This window comes from Microbacterium schleiferi, from assembly GCF_020781975.1.
Lineage (GTDB): Bacteria > Actinomycetota > Actinomycetes > Actinomycetales > Microbacteriaceae > Microbacterium.
Window position 1 is genome coordinate 19245 of record NZ_JAJGNI010000009.1, and the last position, 25973, is coordinate 45217.

Annotated in this window: 23 protein-coding genes; 21 read left to right on the top strand and 2 right to left on the bottom strand. The window is 67.3% G+C overall.

All coding sequences use genetic code 11. The features are described from left to right. The first annotated feature begins 144 nt into the window (after positions 1 to 144). The 10 genes from LL236_RS11555 to coaE all read left to right on the top strand — a co-directional run bounded on the left by LL236_RS11555 (position 145) and on the right by coaE (position 10781). Positions 145 to 1302 carry an ABC transporter substrate-binding protein gene (locus LL236_RS11555; protein ID WP_228179003.1) on the top strand — a complete coding sequence of 386 codons (1158 nt, stop codon included), beginning with the start codon at positions 145 to 147 and terminating at the stop codon, positions 1300 to 1302. Between the two features lie 121 nt (positions 1303 to 1423). Then, a complete protein-coding gene (locus tag LL236_RS11560; protein ID WP_228179004.1) occupies positions 1424 to 3400 on the top strand; it encodes an ABC transporter permease in 1977 nt (658 codons plus the stop codon). After that, on the top strand, positions 3397 to 4359 hold the full coding sequence (locus tag LL236_RS11565) for an ABC transporter ATP-binding protein (protein WP_228179005.1): 963 nt from the start codon (positions 3397 to 3399) through the stop codon (positions 4357 to 4359). Before LL236_RS11560 ends, LL236_RS11565 begins: the two co-directional genes overlap by 4 nt. After that, positions 4356 to 5108, top strand: coding sequence for an ABC transporter ATP-binding protein (locus LL236_RS11570; protein WP_228179006.1), 753 nt, complete (start codon positions 4356 to 4358; stop codon positions 5106 to 5108). The genes LL236_RS11565 and LL236_RS11570 overlap by 4 nt, the downstream gene beginning before the upstream one ends. A gap of 18 nt (positions 5109 to 5126) precedes the next feature. Further along, a complete protein-coding gene (locus LL236_RS11575) occupies positions 5127 to 5759 on the top strand; it encodes a CMD domain protein (RefSeq protein WP_228179007.1) in 633 nt (210 codons plus the stop codon). Next, on the top strand, positions 5756 to 6364 hold the full coding sequence (locus tag LL236_RS11580; protein WP_228179008.1) for an alkylhydroperoxidase domain protein: 609 nt from the start codon (positions 5756 to 5758) through the stop codon (positions 6362 to 6364). The genes LL236_RS11575 and LL236_RS11580 overlap by 4 nt, the downstream gene beginning before the upstream one ends. 82 nt (positions 6365 to 6446) lie before the next feature. Continuing rightward, entirely contained in the window at positions 6447 to 7067 is a 621-nt protein-coding gene (locus LL236_RS11585; RefSeq protein ID WP_228179009.1) for a hypothetical protein, read from the top strand. 53 nt (positions 7068 to 7120) lie between these two features. Continuing rightward, positions 7121 to 8893 carry a sensor histidine kinase gene (locus tag LL236_RS11590; RefSeq protein WP_228179010.1) on the top strand — a complete coding sequence of 591 codons (1773 nt, stop codon included), beginning with the start codon at positions 7121 to 7123 and terminating at the stop codon, positions 8891 to 8893. Beyond that, positions 8890 to 10158: a hypothetical protein gene (locus tag LL236_RS11595; RefSeq protein ID WP_228179011.1), complete on the top strand. Its 1269-nt coding sequence runs from the start codon at positions 8890 to 8892 to the stop codon at positions 10156 to 10158. The genes LL236_RS11590 and LL236_RS11595 overlap by 4 nt, the downstream gene beginning before the upstream one ends. Positions 10159 to 10160: 2 nt before the next feature. Further along, positions 10161 to 10781 (top strand): dephospho-CoA kinase, encoded by a 621-nt coding sequence (coaE, locus tag LL236_RS11600; protein ID WP_228179012.1) that lies wholly within the window; start codon positions 10161 to 10163, stop codon positions 10779 to 10781. On the opposite strand, the gene LL236_RS11605 is transcribed toward coaE, so the two are convergent. Beyond that, positions 10721 to 11350: a DUF4126 domain-containing protein gene (locus LL236_RS11605; RefSeq protein WP_228179013.1), complete on the bottom strand. Its 630-nt coding sequence runs from the start codon at positions 11348 to 11350 to the stop codon at positions 10721 to 10723. The genes coaE and LL236_RS11605 overlap by 61 nt on opposite strands. A gap of 108 nt (positions 11351 to 11458) precedes the next feature. Between LL236_RS11605 and uvrB the strand changes: the two genes are divergently transcribed. Both uvrB and LL236_RS11615 read left to right on the top strand, forming a co-directional pair. Continuing rightward, entirely contained in the window at positions 11459 to 13540 is a 2082-nt protein-coding gene (uvrB, locus tag LL236_RS11610) for an excinuclease ABC subunit UvrB (RefSeq protein WP_228179014.1), read from the top strand. A gap of 122 nt (positions 13541 to 13662) precedes the next feature. Next, positions 13663 to 14010, top strand: coding sequence for a VOC family protein (locus LL236_RS11615; protein ID WP_228179015.1), 348 nt, complete (start codon positions 13663 to 13665; stop codon positions 14008 to 14010). 89 nt (positions 14011 to 14099) lie between these two features. On the opposite strand, the gene LL236_RS11620 is transcribed toward LL236_RS11615, so the two are convergent. Beyond that, the gene (locus tag LL236_RS11620; RefSeq protein ID WP_228179016.1) at positions 14100 to 14546 is read right to left on the bottom strand and encodes a MarR family winged helix-turn-helix transcriptional regulator; all 447 of its coding nucleotides are present in this window, start codon (positions 14544 to 14546) and stop codon (positions 14100 to 14102) included. A gap of 37 nt (positions 14547 to 14583) precedes the next feature. Between LL236_RS11620 and LL236_RS11625 the strand changes: the two genes are divergently transcribed. The 9 genes from LL236_RS11625 to tpiA all read left to right on the top strand — a co-directional run bounded on the left by LL236_RS11625 (position 14584) and on the right by tpiA (position 25950). Beyond that, positions 14584 to 14826, top strand: a complete 243-nt coding sequence (locus LL236_RS11625; protein ID WP_228179017.1) for a hypothetical protein — start codon at positions 14584 to 14586, stop codon at positions 14824 to 14826. A gap of 228 nt (positions 14827 to 15054) precedes the next feature. Further along, positions 15055 to 17961, top strand: a complete 2907-nt coding sequence (gene uvrA / locus LL236_RS11630) for an excinuclease ABC subunit UvrA (protein ID WP_228179018.1) — start codon at positions 15055 to 15057, stop codon at positions 17959 to 17961. 2 nt (positions 17962 to 17963) lie between these two features. Further along, entirely contained in the window at positions 17964 to 19940 is a 1977-nt protein-coding gene (uvrC, locus tag LL236_RS11635; RefSeq protein WP_228179019.1) for an excinuclease ABC subunit UvrC, read from the top strand. Between the two features lie 104 nt (positions 19941 to 20044). After that, a complete protein-coding gene (gene rapZ, locus LL236_RS11640; protein WP_228179020.1) occupies positions 20045 to 20923 on the top strand; it encodes an RNase adapter RapZ in 879 nt (292 codons plus the stop codon). Positions 20924 to 21018: 95 nt separating this feature from the next. After that, positions 21019 to 21996, top strand: a complete 978-nt coding sequence (gene whiA / locus LL236_RS11645; protein ID WP_374198030.1) for a DNA-binding protein WhiA — start codon at positions 21019 to 21021, stop codon at positions 21994 to 21996. A 148-nt stretch (positions 21997 to 22144) separates the two neighbouring features. After that, positions 22145 to 22771: a superoxide dismutase gene (locus LL236_RS11650; protein WP_228179021.1), complete on the top strand. Its 627-nt coding sequence runs from the start codon at positions 22145 to 22147 to the stop codon at positions 22769 to 22771. A gap of 152 nt (positions 22772 to 22923) precedes the next feature. Further along, positions 22924 to 23934 carry a type I glyceraldehyde-3-phosphate dehydrogenase gene (gene gap / locus LL236_RS11655; RefSeq protein WP_228179022.1) on the top strand — a complete coding sequence of 337 codons (1011 nt, stop codon included), beginning with the start codon at positions 22924 to 22926 and terminating at the stop codon, positions 23932 to 23934. Between the two features lie 22 nt (positions 23935 to 23956). Beyond that, positions 23957 to 25174, top strand: coding sequence for a phosphoglycerate kinase (locus tag LL236_RS11660; protein ID WP_228179023.1), 1218 nt, complete (start codon positions 23957 to 23959; stop codon positions 25172 to 25174). Continuing rightward, the gene (gene tpiA, locus LL236_RS11665) at positions 25162 to 25950 is read left to right on the top strand and encodes a triose-phosphate isomerase (RefSeq protein WP_228179024.1); all 789 of its coding nucleotides are present in this window, start codon (positions 25162 to 25164) and stop codon (positions 25948 to 25950) included. Before LL236_RS11660 ends, tpiA begins: the two co-directional genes overlap by 13 nt. Positions 25951 to 25973 lie beyond the last annotated feature (23 nt).

Sequence of the window (25973 nt, forward strand, 5' to 3'; positions counted from 1 at the left end):
AATGTGACGAAATGCTTCGCTTCATGACGGCCCGACTGCGTGATCTCGGCGGCCGGAGCGCAAGATAGCCAGGCCGCTTCACGACGAAAGCGGCAGTGTCCGTATTCCACGGCGCCACAGCATCCCTTCTCACCAGGAGTCAGCATGAATCTGCGCACGCGCACCCTTGCGGCAGCCGCCGCCCTCACCGCGACAGCACTCGTCGCGGCAGGCTGCGCCTCCAGCAGCGGAGGTACGGATGCCGACAGCACCGAACCGATCGTCTTCGGCGTCTCGGGTCCCCTGACCGGCAACCAGGCCGAGTACGGCGAGAACTGGCAGGAAGGCTTTGCGATCGCCCTCGACGAGATCAACGGCGCCGGCGGCGTCAACGGCCGCGAGGTGCAGATCGACTTCCAAGACAGCCAGGGCGAGGCGAGCCAGGCCACCACGATCGCGCAGCGCTTCGTCAGCGACGACTCGGTCCTCGCGGTGCTGGGTGACTTCTCGTCGGCCACCTCGATGGTCGCGAGCCCGATTTACCAGCGCGCGGGTCTGCTGCAGCTGGGCATCACCAACTCGCATCCCGAGTTCACCGCGACCGGCGATTACATCTTCAGCCCGTCCGTCACGCAGGCAGTCGAGGCCCGGGTCATCGAGGATGCCGCTCACGAGATCGGTTCGAACATCGCCGTCTTCTACCTCAACACCGACTGGGGCAACACGGCGTTCGAGGTGCTGCAGGATCAGGCTGAGCAGAACGGCGACACGATCGTCTACAGCTCGCCCGTCGAAGAGACCTCGACCGACTTCCGCCCGCAGCTCGTGCAGGCCCGCGACGCGGCCCCCGACGTCGTGATCTTCTACACGTACTACGGCACCACCGCCCTCCTCGTGCAGCAGGCCGAGCGGACGGGCCTGGACGTTCCGTTCCTCGCCGTGGGGTCCAACTACTCCGCCGAGTTCCTCGATCTGGCCCAGGGTGCCGCCGAGGGTGTGTACGTCGACACGACGTTCTACCCCGAGTCCGACGACCCGGCGGTCGAGAGCTTCGTGACCGCCTACACCGAGGAGTTCGGGCACGCGCCCAACCTGTTCGCCGCGTACGCCTACGACGGTCTGAAGCAACTGGCGTGGGCGGCCGAGAACGCCGAGACCCTCGACCGTGAGGGCATCCGCAACGCCCTGCGCGACGGCACCGATATCCCGTCCATCATCTATGGCACCGCCACCTACAACGACGAGCGTCGTATCGACCGCCCGCGCTTCCAGTGGCTGGTCGTCGAGGACGGACAGTTCGTGCTTACCGACCAGGTCGGCTGAGCCCACACCGGATGACCGGGGCCCTACTCCCTAAGCACTAGGGCCTCGGTCATCCGGTCGTCCGCATTTCGGCATCAGCCCCTCCCGACTCGCACCGACCCGTCCCGACCTCTGGAGCCCCGTGTTCGACCTGCTCATCGCCGGCCTCATCAACGGAAACGCCTACGCCCTGGTGGCGTTGGGCCTTTCGCTCGTGATCGGCGTCGCGAACGTCGTGAACTTCGCGCACGGGTCGCTGTTCGCCGTGGGAGCCATGGTCGGGTGGGTCGTCACGTCGAACCTCGGGATGCCGCTGTGGCTCGGCGCCCTCGCGGCGATCGCCGTCACCGCGGCCCTCGGGTGGCTCATCAACCTCGTCGCGGTCCGCCCCTTCGCGGGCAAGGCGCCGATCGCGGCGGTGCTCGCCACGATCGCGGTGATGATCATCCTCGACAACCTCACCCAGATCGTCTTCGGGCCCGAGGTGCGCCGGTTCGACTCGGGTCTTCCCGACATCACGTGGCAGATCGGCGGCATCACGCTGCGGCTCATCGACGTCGTCATCCTGGTCACGAGCGTGACGCTCATGCTCGTGCTCGCCGGCGTGCTGCGCTACTCAAAGATCGGACGCGCGATCCGGGCCACCTCTCAAGACCGCGAGGCCGCGGCGCAGATGGGCGTGCCGGTCGCGCGCGTGCAGTCGATCGCGTTCATGGTCTCGGCTGCCCTCGGCGGGCTCGCGGGTGTGCTCGTTGCCGCGTACTTCACCACGATCGCCCCGACGCAGGGCTTCCAGATCGGACTCGCCGGTATCGCCGCCGCCGCGATCGGCGGGCTCGGATCGCTCCTCGGAGCCGTCATCGGCGGACTCGTGCTCGGTGTTGCCGAAGCCTTCGGCGTGGGCCTGTGGGGTGACTCGGCCCGCCAGCTCATCACGTTCGGCGCACTGCTTCTCGTGCTGTGGATCCGACCGGAAGGCATCCTCGGCAAGAAGACCGTGCGCCGCGAACCGCTCACCGGGACCTTCTTCGCCCAGGCCCGTCCCGTCGTCATGCGGCGCTGGCAGGTCGCGGTGCTGATCGCACTCGCGCTCATCCCGACGATCCCGGGCGTCTTCGACGGCTACGCCGTGCAGATCGGCGTGCAGATCCTCGCCTTCGCGATGATCGCCCTGTCGATGACGGTGATCGGCGGCGCTGCCGGGCAGCTCTCGCTCGGCCAGGCGGGACCGGTAGCCCTGGGAGCGTATGCGGCGGCGATGCTGACGAAGGATGCCGGGATCCCGTTCCTTATCGCGGCCCCACTCGCGGGACTCGTCTCCGCGGTGCTCATCGCCGTGCTCAACGCCCCCTCGTGGCGGTTGTCGGGGCACTATCCCGCCATCGCGACCCTCGCCACGGGCGCTGCCATTTCGGCGGTGCTGCTGGTCGCGACCCCGATCACCGGTGGCGGCAGCGGCATCGCGCAGATCCCCCTGCCCGACATCTTCGGCATCCAGATCTCCTCGACCACCCAGTTCTATGCGCTCGGCCTCGGCATCCTGCTCGTGCTCATCCTGCTCGTCCACCGCCTCGGACGATCGCACCTGGGCCTGACGTGGCGCGCGATCCGCGACGACGAGGTTGCCGCACGATCCGCGGGAATCGCGACCCCGCAGTACAAGTCCCTCGCGTTCGGGATCGGCGGGTTCATCGCCGGTGTCGCCGGCGCGTTCTGGGCGGCGCAATTCGGGTTCGTCGAGCCCAAGATCTTCAACCCGAACCTGTCGTTCCAGATCGTCATCATCGCCGTGCTGGGCTCCATGCTGCGCCCGTTCGGAGCGGTGCTCGGCTCGATCGTTCTGGTCGGCGGCCTCGAACTGTTCCGGGTCGCGAGCGAGACGCGGCTGCTCATCTACGGCGTCGTGCTGCTGTTGCTGATCTGGTTCCGCCCCCAGGGCATCTGGACCCTTCCGCTGCCGTTCGCGCGGCTCTTTCGTCGCGCGGATGCCGGCACCCCGGTGGTCGCCGAGCAGTCGGCGTCCGCGGGGCTCGTGGGAACCCTCACGCCCGCCGGTCGCGCACGAACCGGCCCTGCCGACCGAACCGGTACCGACGGGGGAGAGGAGACCCGCTCATGAGCGCGGCCACGACACCGCTCGTGCGGGTCACCGACCTCGCGAAGTCGTTCGGCGCCCTCGCCGCCGTCGACGGGATCTCGTTCCACGTCGCGCCCGGGGAGGTCGTCAGCATCATCGGACCCAACGGTTCCGGCAAGACGACCACGATCAACCTGCTCGCGGGTGAGCTGCGCCCCGACCGCGGCGACGTTGTGCTCGGCCAGACCGACATCGCGGGACGCACCCCCGACGTCATCGCGCGCGCCGGCCTGCGCCGTACCTTCCAGAACGGCCGCGTCTTCGGCAACGCCACCGTCGAAGAGAACGTGCTCGTCGGTCAGACTCCGCTCGTGCGGGCATCCGCACCGCTGCCGCGGCTGCGCCGCATCCCCGTGCTGCGGTGGATCGCGCTGATCGTCGAGACGGTGCTCGCGATCGTCGGCACCCCTGCGCAGCGGCGCGAGGCTGCCGACCTCGATGCCCGCGTCACGGCGCAGCTCGAACGGTTCGCGACGCGGCTCACCGCCCGCCGCAACGACCCCGCCGCGACCCTGTCGTACGCGAACCGTCGGCGCACCGAGATCGCGCGTGCCCTCGCATCCGACCCTCGCCTGCTGCTGCTGGACGAACCGACCGCCGGGATGAACGTCTCCGAGACCAAGGAAGTCATGCACCAACTGCTCGAGCTCAAGGCGCAGGGGCAGACGATGGTCGTCGTCGAGCACAAGCTCGAGCTCGTGATGACGATCTCGGACCGCGTGATCGTGATGGACGGCGGCCGCATCATCGCGGAGGGAACGCCGCACCAGGTGCAGAACGACCCCGCCGTAATCGCCGCGTACCTCGGGTCGCGCCGCGGCACGGTGGTCGCCCGCACTCACCACATCGAGGACGCGATCGAGGATCCCGCCCCGACCACCGTCGAACCCGCGCAGACCGGGGACGAACCGACCCCGCCCACGGAAGGAGACGCGCGATGAGCGCCGAGAACGCGCCGTCGGCGGCGCCCCTCCTGGACGTACAGAGCGTCAACGTCTACTACGGCGAGTTCCACGCACTGCAGGACGTCAGCTACCGCATCCACGAGGGCGAGATCGTGTCGCTGCTCGGCGGCAACGCCTCGGGCAAGTCCACGACGATGAAGACGATCCTGCGCCTCGTGAAGCCCCGCAGCGGCGAGATCCGGTTCGACGGACGCAGCATCCTGGGCGACACGACAGCCGATGTCGTGCGTGCCGGGATCGCGAGCGTGCCTGAGGCACGCCGCGTCTTTCCCGAGATGACGATCGAAGAGAACCTTCTCGTCGGAGCCCACACCCGCCGCGGCGGCGCGCGCGCCCTGCGCGAAGACCTCGACAACCAGTACGACCTGTTCCCGCGCCTCGCCGAGCGGCGCACGCAGGAGGCCGGCACGATGTCGGGCGGCGAGCAGCAGATGCTCGCGTTCGCGCGCGCCCTCATGTCGCGCCCGCGCCTGATCTGCATGGACGAACCCACCATGGGGCTCGCGCCGATCATCGTTGACCAGGTGCTCGACACGATCCAGCGCATCAACACCGAGCGCGGCGTCGCCGTCTTCATGGTCGAGCAGGCCGCAGAGCTCGCCCTCTCGATCGCCCATCGCGGCTACGTGCTCGCCGGGGGCACCGTGCGCCTCGAGGGTGCCGCATCCGAACTGATCGCCAACCCGCAGGTACGTGAGGCCTACCTCGGCCAAACTACCGCCTGACCGCACGAAAGGACACGCATGTCGACCACCGACGTCATCGACACCCTCGCGGGCATCGCGCCGGGTTCCCCCCTCGACGAGCTGCGGGCCCGCCGTCCCGAATCGCGCACGCATGCGCAGGGGAGCTACGACGCGCTCTTCGCGCCCGCGGATGCGTCGCACGCGAGCATCCCGGAGCGCGCCGCGATCGCGACCTTCGTCGCGTCTTTGCACCGGCAGGAATCCGCTGTGGCCCACTACCGCGCGCGGCTCGAGGGGGAGGACGACGAGCGCATCGCCGCCACCGTCCTCGAGCTCGCAGCATCCGCCCAGGAGCTTGCCCCCGTCGGCCCCTACGGGAACTTCACCGCCGACAACGCCCCCGAGAGCGTCCCGGGCCCGCGCTTCGAGATCACCGACGTCGCCGCCAGTTACGTGCTCGGCGACCGACTCGCCGCCGCCCTCGAACACGCACATCTACTGACGCTGCACCCGCGCGATGCCGCCCCCGACGACCTGCGTCGCCTCGAGGATGCCGGGTGGAGCGCCACCGGCATCGTCACCCTGTCTCAGTTGGTCGCATTCCTCGCGTTCCAGCTGCGGGTCGTCGCGGGGCTCACTGCCCTGCAGGCGACGCGTGCCGCATCCGTCACGGAAGGAGCCGGCCGATGAGCGCCATCATCCCCGCCCCCGCCGATCTCGTCGCGCCCACCCGTTTCACGCAGGACACCCTCGACTGGGTGCCGTGGGTCGAGCCGCTGCCGATCGACGAGGTCACCGACCACCACTACGAAGCGCTCGTCCAGCGCTCGCGCGTCAAGAACCCGTACTTCCGGCTGCTCGTGCGCGACCCCGACATCCTGCGGGAGCGCACCAAGACTGACCTCGACATCTTCTTGAACACGGATGCCGGGCTGCCCCGTGCCGAGCGGGAGCTCGCCGCGACCGCGGCATCCCGCCTCAACGGCTGCGTCTACTGCGCATCAGTGCACTCGGCGTTTACGACGCAGTACTCCGGCAGGCGCGAAGACGTGCAGCGTCTGCTCGACGAGGGTGTCTCGACGCGGATCGACCCGCGCTGGGATGCGATCGTCGACGCCACGGTCGCGCTCACGGCCACGCCCGCCGAGTTCGGGGCCGATGAGATCGCGGGCCTCGAGGCTGCGGGACTCGACGACCTGGAGGTGCTCGACACGATCCTGTCGGGCGCCTTCTTCAACTGGGCGAACCGTCTCATGCTCTCGATCGGCGAACCGGGGGTTCCGCCGGCGGAGTGAGGACGCCCCCCACCTCACAGCGGTCGCAAAGCTGCCCTCGATAACGTCAAGAGTCCCCGAACCCGACACCACGGAGGACACCATGGGATTCCTTGACCGACTCTTCGGCACCGAGCCCCAGCACCGGCAGCCATACGCTCAGCAGCCCGCCTCGCCGCGCGCCGCCGGCTATCCGTCCACCACGCCGCCCAAGAGCGAAGACGAGCTCGCGATCGAGCGCTACCGGTACCTGCTGCGCACCGCGCCGCCCGAGACGATCGAGCAGGTCCACGCCGAAGCCTTCGCGAAGCTCACCGAGCCGCAGCGCCAGCAGGTTCTGGCCGACATGACCGCGACGCTCCCGGCATCCGAGCGGCCGCGGTCAGCCGACCCGAACGACATGGCCCGAGCCGCCACCCGCGCGGAATACATGAACCCGGGCGCTATGGAGCGCACTCTCGGTGGCCAGCGCCAGGGCCCATCTTTCGGCTCCATGGTGGGCTCGTCTCTGCTGGGCACCGTCGCGGGGTACGTCATCGGCTCCGCGCTCGTGTCGGCGTTCATGGCTCCCATGTTCGCCGCCGACGCGGGGGCCGCGGATGCCGCACCCGCCGATACCGCTGCCGACACCGGGGCCGATACCGGGTGGAGCGATGCCGCCGGAGGCGGGGACGCGGGCTTCGCCGACGGTGGATTCGGGGACTTCGGCGACTTCGGTTTCTGATCGAGCGGCGCGCGGAGGACTTCGTGCCCGCGCCCGCGCGATAACGTTCATTCATGGGGAAGGTGGACACCAGCTCTGTGCGCCGAGGCGAGAGCCGCTCTGGACGACGCAACACGCTGTGGGGTGCACTCGCGGCGGAGCTGACCCTGAAGCACGACGGGACGCAGGCCCGCGTGGCAGTGCTGCAGCAACTGATGCTCACCGTCGTTGCGTTGGCGGTCACGGCCTTCGCGGTGATCGCCCGCATCCCCGGAGACCTCACGATGTTCTTCACCGGCGTCGGGATGGTGTTCGTCCTCGCGGTCGTGACGATGCTCGTTCCCTGGAACCGGCTCTCCCCGTGGGCAGTCGGCGTCATCCCGGTGCTGGACATCGTCGCGATCATGCTGATGCGGGTCGCCTTCCCCGAGTCGGGACTCGCGCTGCTGTGGCTGTTCCCCGTCATGTGGCTCTCGGCGTCCCTGGGCTTGGCCGGCTACGTCGCAGCGAACCTCTTCGTCTGGGTCGCGTACTGGTGGGTGATCGTCTCGGGGAACGAGTCGGCGTTCAGCTTCGCGCTGCTGCTCATGCCGATCGTGGTTCTGGCAGTCTCCACCGGCGCGTACCTCAGCGTGCGCCGATTCGCCGCCCAACGCTCGCTCCTGGACAAGCAGGCGCTCGTGCTGGGCCAGAGTCTGGAGCGCACGCAGCACCAAGAGCAACTGCTGACCCAGGTGCTGGACTCGGTCGATTTCGGTGTGATTCTCATATCCGCTGATGACCGGGTCACGATCGTCAACGAGGCCAATGAGCGCATGCAGCATGCGCTCATTGACCTCGACGGTCGTGACCGCCTGCCCGCATTCGACGCTGACGGACAGACGCCCCTCGACGCGGAAAGAAGCCCTGTTGCCCGTGCCCGGCGTGGCGATGTGTTCGACAACCAGATCGTGTGGTTCGGCGCTCCAGACACCACGCGGCGTGCGCTCAGCGTCACGGCTCGGCGTCTTCGCGATACCCAGGGCGGCGACGCCGGGGCGGTCGTGATTTCTCGCGAAGTCACCTCCGAGCGCACTGCCCTGCAGGCGCGTGACAACGTCGTGGCGTCGGTCTCGCATGAGCTTCGCGCGCCGCTGACCGCCATCATCGGCTATCTCGACCTCGCTCTGGAGACTGACGGCATCCCCGAGAAGGTCCGCGGTGACCTGGATGTGGCCACGCAGAACGCGGAACGGATGATCCAGATCATCTCCGACATCCTCTCGGCGACGTCGTCGTCGAAGTCGACGGTGGATGTGACGGTCTCCCCCCAGAACGTCGACCTGCAGCATCTGGTGCTCGCGGCGGCAGCCGCGTGGGAGCCGAGCGCGCTGGAGCGGCGGATCACGATCTTCACCGACGACGTGCAGCCCACCGACGCGTACGTCGACCCGGCGCGGATGCGGCAGGTCGCCGACAACCTCATCAGCAACGCCATCAAGTACGGGCGTGAAGGCGGCTCCGTGCAGCTGGCCGTCTACGGCGATGACGTGGCGTCCTATCTCCTCGTCCGCGATGACGGCATCGGACTGACGCCGGATGACCAGAATCGTCTGTTCCGGCGCTTCTTCCGGGCCCGAACCGACGTCGGCGGCACAGGCCTGGGCCTCGCGATCTGCCGCGACATCGTTCGTGCGCACGGCGGCGAGATCATCGTGGGCAGCGAGCAGGGCGTCGGGTCGGCGTTCCTGGTCCGTCTCCCCGCGAAGGTCGATGTCATGCTGCCACCGATCGACCCCGAAGAAGCACTCGACATGTCGGGTGCGGTCACGACCGCGGGACGCTCCGACATGGAGGCAACGGGATGACCCTCGACCTCTTCTCGGTGAGCGTCATGACGGCGGCAGTGGTGCTGATCGTCGGAGTCATCTACGTGTCGGAGACGCTCATCCGCCGCGACGAGGTGTCGGGGCGGCACTGGTCGATCGCGTTTCTTGCCGGCATCCTGACCACCGTCGCCTACGCGGTCTGGGCAGCCGGGGGCGGGTGGATCGCGGTCGCCGCGGGTAACGCCGCGTTCGTCGCCGCCACCGGGTTCATCTGGATCGGCTGCCGCAGCTACAACGGGCACCGCATCGGCTGGGCGTACGTGACCGTCGGTGTCGGCATGACGATCGCCTTCGTCGCGGTCGCCGCGGCCGGTCCGGACGGCGGGGACTGGGCCGGCGTCGTCTGGATGTACGCGGCGCTCACCGTGCTCGCGTCACTCGCGGTATGGGAAACAGGTCGTGCCCGCTTGGCCCAGACCCGTACGACGATCGCGCTCGGGGTCGTGCTGGCTGTCGAGGCCGTCTACACGGCGGTGAGGGCCATCGCCTTCCTCATGCTCGGCCCCGACGACCCGGTCTTCCAGGCGTGGTTCTCGACCATCCCGTCCAGCTTCGTGACGATCGCGCTCGTGATCACCGCCGCGATCGTCACCTCCATCCTGCGAGCCGGACGCGCCGGCACCCGCGGGTACACGAACCTCGTCGGAGCCGATGGAGCGGACCGCATCCTCACCGAGCCGCAGTTCCGAGCGACGATCACCGACGTGCTCGAACGCGCCTCCGAGAAGGGCATCGGCGTCGGTGTCATCGCGATGCGCATCGACGACCTTCCCTTCATCGCGAAAGCCTTCGGCAACGAGGTCGGACGCAATGTCGCCGTCGCCGCACGCGACGCGGTACGACGAACCGTCGAACCCCTCGCGGTCATCGGCGACGACGGGGCCACGCTGCTGTGGGTGTGCGACACGGCCTGGGACGCGAATGAAGCGCGCCGTCAGGCATCCCGACTCGCCTCCGCCGTGTTCGAGGCCCTCCGGACCGTTCCGGACTCCGTCGTGCCCGTCGTCGGAATCGGCGTCGCGGTCACTCACGACTTCGGCTACGACGCCTGCACCCTCATCGACGCGGCCGATGCGGCATCCACCCGTTCAGCCAAGTCGGGAGACATTTCGGTGCTGATCGCCGAACCCTCGCAGGCGAACCCGACCGGCGCGATCGCCCTTGTCTCTCCCGGATCCACCACCCCTGTGGTTCCCGGATCCACCACTCCCGACACGCCGACAGTGGCGCCGGCGGGGAGCTGATCGTGCCGCTGATCGCCCTGACCGGAGGGATCGCCGCAGGCAAATCCACGGTCGCGGCCCGTCTTGCCGAGCTCGGCGCCGTGATCGTCGACGCCGATCAGATCGTGCGGGACGTGCAGAGACCCGGGTCGCCGGTGCTCTACAGCATCGCCGACGAGTTCGGTGACGGCATCCTCTCTGATGACGGATCGCTGAACCGTCCGGCGCTGGGTGCCCTCGTGTTCGGCGACCCCGATCGACTTGCCGCACTCAATGCGATAGTCCACCCGGCGGTGCGGGACGAGTCTGCCCGCCGCTTCGGGGAGGCCTTCGCGGCGGACCCCGACGCCGTCGTCGTGTACGACGTGCCGCTGCTGGTGGAGGCGCGGGTCGACGATCCGTGGGAGCTCGTCGTCGTCGCCCATGCTCCCGCCGAGGTGCGCGAACAACGCCTCGTCGACCTGCGCGGCATGAGCCGGCAGGATGCTGCATCCCGGATCGCCTCACAGGTGCCCGACGAGGCGCGGCTCGCGATCGCCGACGTCGTGATCGACACCGCGGGGACCCTCGCGCAGACCCGCGATCAGGTCGACGTGCTCTGGGAGGCGTTGCCGTTGCGGATCGCCGCCCGTCGGTCGCGCTGACGTCGCCAGCGCGGGATCCACACGATCGCCGTCACGATCACGCCGATCAGCAAGAGGAACCCGACGATCGGCAGCACGATCGCGAAGACCGAGAGTGCGAGGCTCGACACGTCCTCGGCGGTGCTCACGATCGGGGCCGCGACGCCCGCCGTCGCCGCGTTCGCGACGGGCCGAACGGATGCCTTCACCACGTGGATGGCGAGCGCTATCGCGACGCCGATGCCGATCGCCACCCAGTTCTGATTCGCGAAGAACGCGCTCGGATCATCCACCCGCACGGTCTCGGCGCTCGCTCCGGCACCGAAAGCGATCCCGCCGGAGGCGGGCCGGATGACCGTCTGCACCGCGTCGTTGATGGAATCGACCACCGGGACCTTGTCGGCGACGATCTCCAGAACGAGCAGGGCGCCGATGATCCAGAGGGCGAGATCGCTGGATAGCCACGCCCATGAGGCCGGGAGCTCGATCGCGTCGAAGAAGCGGTTGGCGAGCCCGAGCACCAGGAGCGGCATCCACGCGTTCAGGCCTGCCGCTGCGGCAAGACCGGATCCCACGAAGAACTCGAGCACCCCTCCAGGGTAGGCATCCTTCCTCCTGCCTGCACCGTCCTCGTCCCGAACTCGGATCCGGGACGTGGGCACGGTCCCGATGTCCGAGGGCGCGCCTACCCTGGAGAGGTGCAGACCACGCGATCCGTCAGGCCCTTCGAAGTCGTCAGCGAGTACGCGCCCTCGGGTGACCAGCCGCAGGCGATCGCCGAGCTCGCAGCGCGCATCAATGCGGGCGAGACGGATGTCGTGCTGCTGGGCGCGACGGGAACGGGTAAGTCCGCGACCACGGCCTGGCTCGTGGAGCAGGTGCAGCGACCGACTCTCGTGCTCGCCCACAACAAGACCCTCGCCGCGCAGCTGGCCAACGAGTTCCGCGAACTCATGCCGAACAACGCCGTCGAGTACTTCGTGTCGTACTACGACTACTACCAACCCGAGGCGTACGTGCCGCAGACCGACACGTTCATCGAGAAGGACTCGTCGATCAACGCCGAGGTCGAGCGCCTTCGTCACTCGACGACCAACTCGCTGCTCTCACGCCGCGACGTCGTCGTGGTCTCGACAGTGTCGTGCATCTACGGTCTCGGTGCTCCCGAGGAGTATCTGCGGGCGATGGTCGCGCTGCAGGTGGGGGAGCGGTATGACCGCGACGCCCTCATCCGCAAGTTCATCGCGATGCAGTACAACCGCAACGACGTCGACTTCTCCCGCGGCAACTTCCGCGTCCGTGGTGACACGATCGAGATCATCCCGGTGTACGAGGAGTACGCCATCCGCATCGAGCTGTTCGGCGACGAGATCGAGGCGCTCTACCTGCTGCATCCGCTCACCGGCGATGTCATCCAGAAGATGGATTCGGTGCCGATCTTCCCGGCCTCGCACTACGTGGCAGGAACCGAGACCGTGCAGCGTGCGATCGGCACGATCGAAGACGAGCTCGCATCGCGTCTGAAAGAACTCGAGTCCCAGCAGAAGCTGCTCGAGGCCCAGCGCTTGCGGATGCGCACCACCTTCGATCTCGAGATGCTGCAACAACTGGGCTTCTGTTCGGGCATCGAGAACTATTCGCGGCACCTCGACGGTCGCCAGCCGGGGGAGCCGCCCCACACGCTGCTCGACTTCTTCCCCGACGACTTCCTGCTCGTGATCGACGAGTCGCACGTCACCGTGCCGCAGATAGGCGCAATGTACGAGGGGGATGCCTCCCGCAAGCGCACCCTCGTCGACCACGGCTTTCGGCTGCCGTCAGCGCTCGACAACCGCCCGTTGCGCTTCGATGAGTTCAAGAACCGCGTCGGGCAGACCGTCTATCTGTCTGCGACTCCCGGGCGGTACGAGATGGGGATCGCTGACGGGGTCGTCGAGCAGATCATCCGTCCTACCGGCCTCGTCGACCCCGAGATCGTCGTCAAGCCGTCCAAGGGACAGATCGACGACCTCCTCGAAGAGATCCGCGTCCGCGTCGAGCGCGACGAGCGAGTCCTCGTGACGACCCTCACCAAGAAGATGGCCGAGGAACTCACCGACTTCCTCGGCGAGCACGGCGTGCGCGTGCGGTATCTGCACTCGGACGTCGACACCCTCCGCCGCGTCGAACTGCTCAGTGAGCTCCGCGCCGGCGTCTACGACGTGCTGGTCGGCATCAACCTGCTTCGCGAGGGACTGGACCTTCCCGAGGTCTCACTCGTGTCGATCCTGGATGCCGACAAAGAGGGGTTCCTGCGATCGGGCACGTCCCTCATCCAGACGATCGGTCGCGCCGCCCGAAACGTGTCCGGCCAGGTGCACATGTACGCCGACACGGTCACCGACTCGATGCGCGCAGCGATCGATGAGACCGACCGCCGGCGCGAGAGGCAGATCGCGTACAACAAAGAGCACGGCATCGACCCGCAGCCGCTTCGCAAGAAGATCGCCGACATCACCGATGCACTGATCCGCGAGGGCGCCGACACGAAGGCGATGCTGAACCGCAAGGATGCCGCCGCATCCAAGAACGGCAAGGGCAAGAGCCCCACCCCGAACCTGCGTCGCGAGGGGATCGCCGCCGAGGGTGCGACGCAGCTCGAAGCGATGATCAGCGACCTCTCCGACCAGATGCTGGCCGCGGCCGGGGAACTGAAGTTCGAGCTCGCGGCCCGCCTGCGTGATGAACTGCAAGACCTGAAGAAGGAACTGCGAGCCATGGAGCGGGCAGGTCACGCCTGACGCCGCCGAGCTGGCCGCGAGCTCACGGATAGAAACGGAGCGGATGTGGAGCAACGACTGAGCCTGATCACCCTCGGGGTTTCGGACCTCGAGCGCGCGATCGCGTTCTATCGCGGGCTCGGGTGGGAGCCGCATCCCGGGTCGGTTCCCGGGAGGTTGTGTTCTTCCAGCTCGACGGCATGGCCTTCGCCATCTGGAGCCGGGCGAAGCTCGCCGCAGACTCTGCGGTCACCGACGGCGGTGGATGGGGCGGCGTGACCCTCGCTCACAATGTGCGATCACCCGAGGAGGTCGATGCGACTCTCACGGATGCCGCGGCGGCCGGCGCGCGCGTCACACGTGCCGGTGCGCCGACGCCCTGGGGTGGCTACTCGGGAGTGTTCATCGATCCCGACGGCCACCCGTGGGAGGTCGCGCACAACCCCGCCTGGCCACTAGATGCTGCCGGTCGCGTCACGATCGGATCGTGATGAGGTTCGTCGACCCATAGGTCATCCTCTTCGTGCGCCGTTGCGACCGCGTATGGGGGCACGGCACGCCAAGCCGTCCGACGGATGCCCTAACCGGCCAGGTTCGGCATCCGGCCTGCGAACGGCTGAAGTCCGTCGCGCAGCTCCTTGAGCTGTTCGACCCCCAGCCCGGTGACGGCCATGATGCGGCGCGGAACCTCGAGGGCATCCTCGCGCAACGCGCGGCCTTCAGCTGTCAGCCCGATGTCGAGCACCCGCTCGTCCTCCGGTCGCCGGGTGCGTGTCACACGGCCCTGCGCTTCGAGGCGCTTGACGAGGGGGGAGAGGGTCGCGGGCTCCATCGCGAGTTCCTCGGCGAGCTCGCCCAGTGATCTGGGTGATTGCTCCCACAATGCGAGCATGACGAGGTACTGCGGATGCGTCAGCCCGAGCGGTTCGAGGATCGGACGGTAGATCGACACGACGTTTCGTGCGGCCGTCACCAGTGCGAAGCACACCTGGTTGTCGAGCTTCAGCAGATCTTCCTCGTCGGACATGTGGCCAGTCTAGCAATCCGTTAGTACACTAAACATCATGACACGAACGAATGAGGCGCCGAAGCGACCGCTCCGTGAGCGAGTGCGCGAGGCAGGCGGTTGGTACACCTGGTTCAACACCAACCTCATCCGCGTGGCCGGCCCGCCTCAGGTGAGCCCGCTGGAACCGGGGCCGAGCGCCGAGGAGCGTGCCGAGCGCGCGTGCCCGCTCTGCCACCAGCCGATGAATCGCCACACGTTCGACAGGTCAGGCGACAAGCCCCTCATGCACTGCCCCTGAGTTCCAACTCCAGCTCCCATCTAGGTTCGGTGGCGCCGTTTTGCGGATGATAAGGCGACCGACCCGCAAGAAGGCGCGACCGAAAGTCGGGATTCCACGTTCGGTCGCGTCGTGATGCGTGTCACACGGCACGGAGGCGACACAAAGACGCGACCGAAATGCCGGGGTCGCGGTACGCCTGAAGCGCGCTCCGGAGCCGATGTCGGAGGCCACACCTACACTTGACGGGTGCCCATCGTCCCCGTCTCTTCGCATGCCCACAGCACTGGAACACTGAGTGTTCGCGGCGCCCGCGTCCACAACCTCAAGGACGTCGATCTCGACATCCCTCGCGACTCACTCGTCGTGTTCACCGGGTTGTCGGGGTCCGGAAAATCGAGCCTCGCGTTCGACACGATCTTCGCCGAAGGGCAGCGTCGCTACATCGAATCGCTGAGCTCCTACGCGCGCCAGTTCCTGGGTCAGGTCGACCGGCCCGACGTCGATTTCATCGAGGGGCTGAGCCCCGCGGTCTCGATCGATCAGAAGTCAACGAACCGCAACCCGCGCTCCACTGTCGGCACGATCACCGAGATCCACGACTACATGCGTTTGCTGTGGGCCCGGATCGGGGTACCCCACTGCCCGGAGTGCGGTGCGCAGATCCAGCGCCAGACGGTGCAGCAGATCGCCGACCAGCTCATGGAGTTGCCCGAGCGCACGCGGTATCAGATCGTCGCGCCCGTGGTGAGCCAGAAGAAGGGGGAGTTCGTCGACCTCTTCAAAGAGCTCTCCGCGAAGGGCTACGCCCGAGCTGTCGTCGACGGCGACCTCATCCAGCTCGCCGAGCCACCCACCCTCAAGAAGAGCTACAAGCATGACATCGCGGTCGTCGTCGACCGTCTCGTGGCCGGCCCCGACATCCTGAGCCGCGTCACCGACTCCGTCGAGACGGCGCTCGGGCTTGCCGGCGGCATCATGCAGGTCAACTTCGTCGACGAAGAGGGCGACGACGCGTGGCAGTCGTTCAGCGAGAAGCTCTCGTGCCCGAACGGTCACCCGCTGCAGCTGACCGAGATCGAGCCGCGGACCTTCTCGTTCAACGCCCCGTTCGGCGCCTGCCCCACGTGCTCCGGTCTCGGCACCCGGATGTCGGTGGATGTCGAGCTCATGCTGGGCGACCCCGAACTCTCGATCCGCGAGGGAGTCCTCATCCCGTGGACGACGCAGGGCAAGGGGCTGTTCCAGTACTACGAGCGCCTGCTCGAAGGCCTCTCCGATGACCTGGGCTTTTCGTTGGACACCCCCTGGCGGGAGCTCACGGCGGAGGTTCAGAACGCTGTCCTGCACGGCGAGAACTTCAAGGTCAACGTCAAGTGGAAGAACCGCTACGGCCGCGAGATGCGGTACACGTCGGGATTCGAGGGTGTCGTGCCCTACATCGAACGCCAGTACGTGCAGGCCGAGTCCGACACGCAGCGCCAGCGCTGGTCGGAGTACCTGCGGGAGGTTCCCTGCCCCGCCTGTAACGGCGACCGCCTCAAGCCCGAGGTCCTCGCAGTACTCGTGCACGGGCGCTCTATCGCGGATGCCTCGCGCCTGAGCCTCGCGGAGGCACAGGAGTACTTCGCGACCCTCGAGCTCACCGAGCGCGAGGCCATGATCGCCGCCGCGGTGCTCCGCGAGATCCGCGCGCGCCTCGAATTCCTCATCCAGGTCGGGCTGAACTATCTGAACCTCAGCCGCTCGGCTGGTTCGCTCTCGGGCGGCGAAGCTCAACGCATCCGCCTCGCTACCCAGATCGGGTCGGGGCTGACCGGTGTGCTGTACGTGCTCGACGAACCGTCGATCGGGCTGCACCAGCGCGACAACCGCCGCCTCATCGAGACGCTCCTGAAGCTCAAGGGGCTCGGCAACACCCTCATCGTCGTCGAACACGACGAAGAGACAATTCACGCAGCCGACTGGATCGTCGACATCGGGCCTCGCGCCGGCGTCGACGGCGGGCACGTTGTGCACTCCGGACCCCTGGCTGAACTCCTCGCCGACTCCGACTCGATCACGGGCGACTACCTTGCCGGCCGCCGCAGCATCCCGACGCCGCGCAAGCGCCGCAAGATCGACAAGAAGCGGATGCTCGAAGTCGTCGGTGCGCGTGAGAACAACCTCAAACAGGTCAGCGCGCAGTTCCCGCTGGGCGTCCTCACGGCAGTAACCGGCGTGAGCGGTTCCGGCAAGTCGTCACTGGTCAACGACATCCTCTACCAGGTGCTCGCGGCACGGCTAAACGGAGCACGAACGGTTCCCGGCAAGCACACGCGCGTCACGGGTCTTGACAACCTCGACAAGGTCGTGCACGTCGACCAGGCTCCGATCGGGCGCACACCCCGCTCGAACCCGGCCACCTACACCGGCGTGTTCGATCGCATCCGCACCCTCTTCAGCGAGACCCCCGAAGCCAAGGCGCGCGGTTACCAACCCGGCCGCTTCAGTTTCAACGTGAAGGGCGGACGCTGCGAGGCGTGCGCGGGCGATGGCACGATCAAGATCGAGATGAACTTCCTGCCCGATGTCTACGTCGACTGCGAGGTCTGCCACGGCAAGCGCTACAACCGGGACACGCTCGCGGTCCACTACAAGGGCAAGAACATCGCCGAGGTTCTCGAGATGCCGATCGCCGAGGCAGCCGATTTCTTCGAGCCGATCCAGGCGATCCATCGGTATATGAAGACCCTGGTCGACGTGGGCCTCGGCTACGTGCGGCTCGGCCAGTCGGCAACCACTCTGTCGGGCGGTGAGGCGCAGCGCGTGAAGCTCGCGACGGAACTGCAGCGGCGGAGCAACGGACGCAGCATCTACGTGCTCGACGAGCCCACCACGGGCCTGCACTTCGAGGACGTGCGTCGCCTCCTGGAGGTTCTGAACGGTCTGGTCGACAAGGGCAACACGGTGATCGTGATCGAGCACAACCTCGACGTCATCAAGTCCGCCGACTGGATCATCGATCTGGGTCCCGAAGGCGGTTCGGGCGGCGGCGAGATCATCGCCACCGGAACGCCGGAGCAGGTCGCGGCGGTTCCCGAGAGCTACACCGGACAGTTCCTGGCCGAGCTTTTCGACGCCCACGACGCGCCGGCGGCCCGCAAGGCGGGTTGAGCGTGGCCCGCGCCACCCACCCCCAGCTCGCCTACCGGCCGGCGCCGGGGGAGATCCCGACCAATCCGGGCGTGTATCGGTTCCGCGACGACGCCGGCCGCATCCTCTACGTCGGCAAGGCGAAGAACCTGCGGGCCAGGCTCTCGAACTACTTCGCGCCGTTACACACTCTCCACGAGCGCACCAGACGGATGGTCACCACGGCCACCGGCGTCGAGTGGACGGTGGTCGGCAGCGACGTCGAGGCCCTGCAACTGGAGTACATGTGGATCCAGGAGTTCTCGCCGCCGTTCAACGTGCGGTACAAGGATGACAAGTCCTATCCGTACATGGCGGTGACTCTCGCCGATGAGGCTCCGAGGGTCATGGTGACGCGAAACCACAAGATCCGCGGCGCGAAGTATTTCGGTCCCTATCCCAAGGTGTGGGCGGTGCACGAGGTCATCGATCTCATGATCAAGGTGTTCCCGATCCGCACCTGCAGCGACTCATCGTACAAGCGGGCGATGGCCACCGGTCGACCCTGCTTCCCCGGCCAGATCGGCCGCTGCGGCGGACCGTGTTCGGGTCGTGTCACCATCGAGGAGCACCGCGCGATCGTTGACGACTTCGTCGCGTTCATGTCCGGTGGTGATCAGCGCTTCACCCGGCAGCTGACGGCCCGGATGAAGGAAGCGTCAGCAGCAATGGATTACGAGTCGGCTGCGGTCTTCCGCGACCGGCTTCAGGCGATCGAGGCGGTCCTCAACAAGAGCGCGCTCGTGTTGCCCGATGACACGGATGCCGACCTGTTCGGCATCGCGGAGGACGAACTCGCCGCCGCCGTGCAGCACTTCGTCATCCGCGGCGGTCGTGTGCGCGGGGTGCGGGCGACGACGCTCGAGAAGGAACTGGATATCAGCGGGGGAGAGCTCGTCGACCAGATCCTGCAGCGGACGTACGGTCCGTCGGGCAGCGCCGAGATTCCCCGTCAGGTGCTCGTTCCTGCGCTCCCCGACGATGCCGCAGAACTGGAGGCCTGGCTTCGCGAGAAGCGCGGTACCAACGTCACGATTCAGATCGCGCAGCGCGGCGCGAAGGCCGAACTCATGAAGAACGCGGCACTGAATGCGCAGCAAGCGCTGCTGCTGCACAAGACGCGCCGAACGAGCGACTATGTCGCTCGTTCTCAGGCGCTGACCGACCTGCAGGAGGCCTTGGGTCTCGACGAGGCGCCGCTGCGGATCGAGTGCTATGACGTCTCGCACCTCAGCGGCACGAACGTGGTCGCCTCCATGGTCGTGTTCGAGGACGGGTTGCCGCGCAAAGATCAGTACCGCACGTTCGGTGTCGCCGAGACCACCGACGACACCGATTCGCTCTATCAGGTGCTCATGCGCCGACTCGCATATATCGACAATGCGCGCGATGGGGCAGCGCCGATGGCCGTTGACGCCGCGACCGTTGCTGGCGGCGCCAGCGAGACTGACGCCGATGAGATCGCCGTCAGCTCTGACCCGACCGCCGAGGGCACCGTCGTGACGGAGCGCAGCCGCCCGCGCTTTGCCTACCGCCCGCAGCTGCTCGTGGTCGATGGCGGCAGGCCGCAGGTCAACGCCGCAGCACGGGCGCTGGCAGACGCCGGGCACTCCGACATCGCGCTGTGCGGCATCGCCAAACGTCTGGAAGAGGTGTGGCTGCCCGGCGAGGACTACCCGGTGATCCTGCCGCGCACCAGCGAGGCGCTCTATCTGTTGCAGCGACTGCGTGACGAAGCGCATCGATTTGCCATCACCAAGCAGCGCGGCAAGCGCAAACGGGACATCCAGACCGTGCTCGCCGAGATTCCGGGTCTCGGTGAGGCCCGCATCCGGGCGCTGCTTCGCCACTTCGGATCGGTGACCGCGCTCAGGAACGCGACTCCCGAGGAGATTCAAGAGCTTCCCGGGGTCGGCCCCAAGCTTGCCGCCACGATCCACGCGCACCTGGCAAGTCGATAGGCTGGCGGGGCGCGGAACCCGCTGGCAGGCGGCACACCGTGCACCCGACGACCGCGGGGCCGCAAGGCCGCGCCACAAGCGCCACCGGAGGGCAAGGGGACGCGATGGATGAGACGACAGCCGCCAGCAGCGACGTGCTCATCCTGACCGGAATGTCCGGCGCCGGACGCTCGACAGCGGCTAACGCCCTCGAAGACCTCGGCTGGTACGTCGTCGACAACCTGCCGCCGCAGATGCTCAAGCCGATGCTCGAGCTGTCGGAGATCGCGGCATCCGCGCTGCCGAAGGTCGCCGCTGTCGTCGATGTGCGCGGCCGAGATCTGTTCACGGCGCTCCCCGCGGAAGTGGGGGAGTTGCGCTCGCGCCGCAACGTGCGCATCGTCTTCCTCGACGCCTCAGACGATGTTCTCGTCCGGCGGTTCGAGGCAGTGCGGCGCCCGCATCCGCTGCAGGGCGAGGGCACCCTCATCGACGGCATCCGCACCGAGCGAGAGCGGCTCTCGGAGATTCGAGAGCGCGCCGACATCGTCGTGGACACGACGTCGTTGAACGTGCATCAACTCGCGACACGGATCTTCGAGCTCTTCTCGGATGAGGGTGCGGCTCGCCACATGCTCACGATCATGAGCTTCGGGTTCAAGTACGGTCTGCCGACGGATGCCGACATGGTCGCCGATATGCGTTTTCTGCCCAACCCCTACTGGGACCCCTCGCTGCGTGCGTTCACGGGGCAGGACCCGCAGGTGCGCGACTACGTGCTCGCCCAGCCCGGGGCCCGCGAGTTCGTGGACGCTTACGCTGCAGCCTTGCAGCCGGTGCTTCAGGGCTATCAGCGCGAGAACAAGCGGCATTCGGTCGTCGCTGTCGGCTGCACCGGCGGCAAGCACCGTTCGGTGGTCGTGGTCGAAGAGCTTGCCCGACGGCTGAGCGATGAGGCTGGGGTCGCCGTTCGCATCAAGCACCGCGACCTCGGTCGGGAGTAGCGCCGGACCGGGAGACCGCCGAGAATTCGAGGTGCCCGCCCGAGTAGGCTAGAGCGTCATCCGCCGGCCGTGCCGGCACCCTCGAAAGGAGCCTCGTGTCGCTGACGGCCGATGTCAAAGCAGAACTCATTGCGGTCCGGGACCCGCTTCCGAACGCCCGGATCGCCGAGTTGACATCACTGCTCCGTTTCGCCGGCGGCCTGCACTCCATCGCCAACCGTGTCGCGGTCGAGGCTGAGGTCGACTCCGAGGCCCTTGCCCGCCGCGTCGCCCGAGAGCTCATGGAAATCTACGGTGTGAGGCCCGAGATCGTCCAGACGCAGGGATCCGGCTCACGAGCGGGGGCGCTGTTCGCGGTGCGGGTCATCGACGGGGGAGAGACGCTGGCACGTCAGACGGGCCTGCTCGACCAGCGGCGCCGGCCGGTGCGGGGGCTGCCGAACAAGCTCACGACCGGGTCCCGGGGAGACCTCGCTGCCGTGTGGCGCGGGGCGTTCCTCGGTGCTGGTGCTCTCACCGATCCTGGCCGATCCGCCTCACTGGACGTGCTGTGCCCGTCGTCTGAAGCCGCCATGGCGCTCGTTGGGGCAGCGCACCGGCTCGGCATCGGGGCGAAGGCGCGCGAGGTCCGTGGGGCGCCCCGCGTCGTCGTGCGCGAGGGGGATGCCATCCGCACGGCTCTGGCCGTCATGGGAGCCCGCCAGGTCGCCGCGCACTGGGATGAGATGCGACAGCGCCGCGAGGTTCGCGCCGGCGTCAACCGGCTCGTGAACTTCGATGACGCCAACCTGCGTCGTTCTGCCCAGGCCGCGGTTGCGGCGTGTGCCCGCGTCGAGCGTGCCCTCGAGATCCTCGGCGATGACATCCCCGATCACCTGCGCGAGGCCGGTGACCTGCGGCTCGCCCACCGTGACGCGAGTCTCGATGAGCTCGGCCACCACGCCGATCCGCCGCTGACGAAGGATGCCGTTGCCGGCCGCATCCGTCGCCTTCTCGCGATGGCCGACAAGAAGGCTGCAGCCGAGGGTATTCCCGGAACGGAATCAGCGGTTCCGGCCAGCGCCCTGGACTGACCATCCCGGCGGGGCCAGCCCCCTTAACGCGTGTTCTCTTCTCGCGCAAGACCCGCCGAGCGGGTGCCGCGCCTCACTAGGATGACAACTGTCACCCCAGCGACGCCGGGGCATTCCTGGCGCCGCGACGACAGGAAGAGAAGAGAGAATGGCCACCTACACCCTGCCCGACCTCCCCTACGACTACGCTGCGCTCGAGCCGCACATCAGCGCCACGATCATGCAGCTGCACCACGACAAGCACCACCAGGCATACGTGACGGGTGCCAACACGGCGCTCGAGCAGCTGGCCGAGGCGCGTGACTCGGGCAACCTCGCCAACGTCAACAAGCTCGAGAAGGACCTCTCGTTCAACCTGGGTGGTCACACCAACCACTCGATCTTCTGGACGAACATGTCGCCGGATGGCGGCGACAAGCCCACCGGCGAGCTCGCATCCGCCATCGACGAGTACTTCGGCTCGTTCGACAAATTCCAGGCGCACTTCACCGCTGCAGCTCTCGGCGTGCAGGGCTCGGGTTGGGCGGCGCTGTTCTGGGACTCGATCGGTGAGCGCCTCGTCATTCAGCAGATCTTCGATCAGCAGGGCCAGCTCGCCGCTGCGAGCGTTCCGCTGCTCATGCTTGACGTGTGGGAGCACGCGTACTACCTCGATTACAAGAACGTCCGCGCTGACTACGTGAAGGCGTTCTGGAACATCGTGAACTGGCAGAACGTCCAGGACCGCTTTGTCACGGCTCGTGAGAAGACGGCAGGTCTGCTGCTAGGGTCATGATCAGGTGAGGATGCCGCGGAGCCCTCGCCCGCTCGGGGGCTCCGGCAGCCTCATTTGTCTGCTGTAACACACCACAAATGACACCCCTCTCCGGGTCGTCGATCCGGAGCTGACCCCCGGCGCTTCGGCGCGATGAGAAACAGGGAGACACCGTGTCTGTCAAGATCGGTATCAACGGCTTCGGCCGTATCGGACGCAACTACCTCCGCGCAGCTTTGGAGCAGGGCGCGGACCTCGACATCGTGGCGGTGAACGACCTCACCGACAACAAGACGCTCGCCCACCTCCTCAAGTACGACTCGGTCGGCGGACGGCTGAGCGAAGAGGTCTCGTACACCGAGGACTCCATCACTGTCGGTGGCAAGAGCATCAAGGTCTTCGAAGAGCGCGACCCCGCGAACCTCCCGTGGGGCGAGCTGGGCGTGGACATCGTCATCGAGTCCACGGGTCGCTTCACGAAGGCAGCTGACGCCAGCAAGCACATCGCGGGCGGCGCGAAGAAGGTTCTCATCTCGGCACCGGGCACCGACGTCGACGGCACGTTCGTCATGGGCGTGAACGACGGCGAGTACGACCCGGCCACGATGCACGTCATCTCGAACGCATCGTGCACGACCAACTGCCTGGCGCCGCTCGCGAAGGTCTTCAACGACAACTTCGGTATCGAGCGCGGCTTCATGATGACCGCCCACGCCTACACCGCAGACCAGAACCTGCAGGACGGCCCCCACGGTGACCTGCACCGCGCTCGCGCTGCCGCGCTGAACATCGTGCCGGCTGCCACCGGTGCGGCCAAGGCGATCGGCCTGGTTCTGCCCGAGCTCAACGGCAAGCTGAGCGGTTCGTCGTACCGCGTTCCGGTTCCCACCGGTTCGATCGTGGACCTGACGATCATCACGCCGGCCGAGGGCCTCACGAAGGAGACCATCAACGCTGCCTACGAGAAGGCTGCGGCCGACGGTGCTTTGGCGGGCTACCTGAAGTACAACACCGACGCGATCGTCTCGACCGACATCGTGCACGACCCGCACTCGTCGATCTTCGACGCCGGACAGACCAATGTCTCGGGCAACCTCGTGAAGGTCTCGGCCTGGTACGACAACGAGTGGGGTTACTCCAACCGCCTCGTCGACCTCACCGAGCTCGTCGCCAGCAAGCTCTGAGCCGCGGCATCCGGTAACAGACATGGCTCTGCGCACCCTCGATTCGCTGGGTTCGCTGGCTGGCAAGCGCGTCATCGTCCGTTGTGACCTCAACGTTCCGTTGAAGGACGGGGTCATAACGGACGATGGCCGCGTGCGGGCCTCCGTTCCCACGCTCAACGCCCTCATCAACCAGGGAGCGCGCCTCGTCGTGTGCTCGCACCTGGGACGCCCCGACGGGGCACCCGACCCGAAGTACAGCCTCGAGCCTGTCGCTCAGCGCCTGTCCGAGCTGCTCGGCAAGCCTGTCGCGTTCGCCCGCGACACCGTGGGTGAGTCTGCTCACGACGCCGTCGCCGCGCTGGAGGACGGCGACGTCGCGGTGATCGAGAACCTGCGGTTCAATGCGGGGGAGACCGCGAAGGATGCCGAGGTCCGCGGCGCGTTCGCTCGGGAGCTCTCAGCTCTCGGTGACGCTCTCGTGTCGGATGGCTTCGGTGTCGTGCACCGCAAGCAGGCGAGCGTGTACGACCTCGCGGAGATCCTGCCGTCGGCGGCGGGATTCCTGATCGAGAAGGAGGTCGACGTCCTCGACCGCCTCACTGAGAAGCCGGAACGGCCCTACACTGTCGTGCTCGGCGGTTCGAAGGTCAGCGACAAGCTCGGTGTGATCGAGCACCTGCTCCCGCGTGTCGACCGCATCCTCGTCGGCGGCGGCATGCTGTTCACGTTCCTCAAGGCCAAGGGCTACGAGGTCGGCAAGAGCCTGCTTGAAGAGGACCAGATCGACACCGTCACCCGGTACATGACCACGGCGCAGGAGAGCGGCGTTGAGATCGTGCTTCCGGTGGATGCTGTGATGGCTGCATCCTTCAGCGCCGACGCGGAGCACGTTGTCGCTCCCGCTGACTCGCTCGAGGAGACCCCGTTCGGCGCGACGGGGCTGGGCCTGGACATCGGCCCCGACACGGCGAAGATCTTCGGCGATGCGATCCGCGCGAGCAAGACCGTGTTCTGGAACGGCCCGATGGGTGTGTTCGAGATGCCCGCCTTCGCCGCAGGGACCAAGGCCGTTGCGCAGGCACTGACCGAGGTGGACGGCCTGAGCGTCGTCGGCGGTGGCGACTCGGCAGCCGCGGTGCGCCAGCTCGGATTCACGGATGACCAGTTCGGCCACATCTCCACCGGCGGTGGGGCAAGCCTCGAGTTCCTCGAGGGCAAGAAGCTACCCGGACTGGAGGTCCTCGGATGGGAGCAGTGAGAACACCGCTCATCGCCGGCAACTGGAAGATGAACCTCGACCACCTGCAGGCTGTCGCGTTCGTCCAGAAGCTGCACTGGACCCTCAAGGACGCCAGGCACGAGGACGGGTCGGTCGAGGTCGCGGTCTTCCCGCCCTTCACCGATCTGCGTACCGTGCAGACGCTGCTGGATGCCGACAAGATCCCCTTCGCCCTCGGCGCGCAGGACCTGTCGCCGAAGGACTCCGGCGCGTACACCGGTGATGTCTCGGGGGCGTTTCTGGCAAAGCTGGACGCTCGCTACGTCATCATCGGTCACTCCGAGCGCCGCGAATACCACCACGAAACCGACGAGGTCGTCGCCAGCAAGGTTCAGGCTGCGCTGCGTCACGGTCTCGTGCCGGTCATCTGCGTGGGTGAGACCGCGGAAGACCTCGAGAAGTACGGCGCGAGCGCTGTGCCGGTGGGGCAGCTGAAGACCGCTCTGGCTGATGTGCCGGCTGATGCCGACATCGTTGTGGCGTACGAGCCGGTCTGGGCCATCGGGTCCGGTCAGGCCGCCACTCCCGATCAGGCTCAGGATGTCTGCGCCAAGCTGCGCGGGGTGGTCGCCGACACGCTTGGCGCGGATGCCGCGGAGCGCACACGTGTGCTCTACGGCGGCTCGGTGAAGGCCGCGAACATTGCGAGCTTCATGCGTGAGCCGGATGTCGACGGTGCTCTGGTCGGCGGTGCGAGCCTCATCGTGGATGAGTTCGCTGCCATCATCCGTTACCAGAAGCACGTCGGCGTCTAAGGGCGTTTCGACTCGCAGCTGTC

Excerpts from the sequence above, each read along its gene's own strand:
- LL236_RS11595 (WP_228179011.1), top strand. The coding sequence starts at position 8,890 with ATGACCCTCGACCTCTTCTCGGTGAGCGTCATGACGGCGGCAGTGGTG.
- LL236_RS11570 (WP_228179006.1), top strand. The coding sequence starts at position 4,356 with ATGAGCGCCGAGAACGCGCCGTCGGCGGCGCCCCTCCTGGACGTACAG.
- LL236_RS11580 (WP_228179008.1), top strand. The coding sequence starts at position 5,756 with ATGAGCGCCATCATCCCCGCCCCCGCCGATCTCGTCGCGCCCACCCGT.
- LL236_RS11650 (WP_228179021.1), top strand. The coding sequence starts at position 22,145 with ATGGCCACCTACACCCTGCCCGACCTCCCCTACGACTACGCTGCGCTC.
- LL236_RS11555 (WP_228179003.1), top strand. The coding sequence starts at position 145 with ATGAATCTGCGCACGCGCACCCTTGCGGCAGCCGCCGCCCTCACCGCG.
- LL236_RS11590 (WP_228179010.1), top strand. The coding sequence starts at position 7,121 with ATGGGGAAGGTGGACACCAGCTCTGTGCGCCGAGGCGAGAGCCGCTCT.
- tpiA (WP_228179024.1), top strand. The coding sequence starts at position 25,162 with ATGGGAGCAGTGAGAACACCGCTCATCGCCGGCAACTGGAAGATGAAC.
- LL236_RS11660 (WP_228179023.1), top strand. The coding sequence starts at position 23,957 with ATGGCTCTGCGCACCCTCGATTCGCTGGGTTCGCTGGCTGGCAAGCGC.
- LL236_RS11565 (WP_228179005.1), top strand. The coding sequence starts at position 3,397 with ATGAGCGCGGCCACGACACCGCTCGTGCGGGTCACCGACCTCGCGAAG.
- LL236_RS11585 (WP_228179009.1), top strand. The coding sequence starts at position 6,447 with ATGGGATTCCTTGACCGACTCTTCGGCACCGAGCCCCAGCACCGGCAG.
- LL236_RS11620 (WP_228179016.1), bottom strand. The coding sequence starts at position 14,546 with ATGTCCGACGAGGAAGATCTGCTGAAGCTCGACAACCAGGTGTGCTTC.
- LL236_RS11625 (WP_228179017.1), top strand. The coding sequence starts at position 14,584 with ATGACACGAACGAATGAGGCGCCGAAGCGACCGCTCCGTGAGCGAGTG.
- rapZ (WP_228179020.1), top strand. The coding sequence starts at position 20,045 with ATGGATGAGACGACAGCCGCCAGCAGCGACGTGCTCATCCTGACCGGA.
- LL236_RS11575 (WP_228179007.1), top strand. The coding sequence starts at position 5,127 with ATGTCGACCACCGACGTCATCGACACCCTCGCGGGCATCGCGCCGGGT.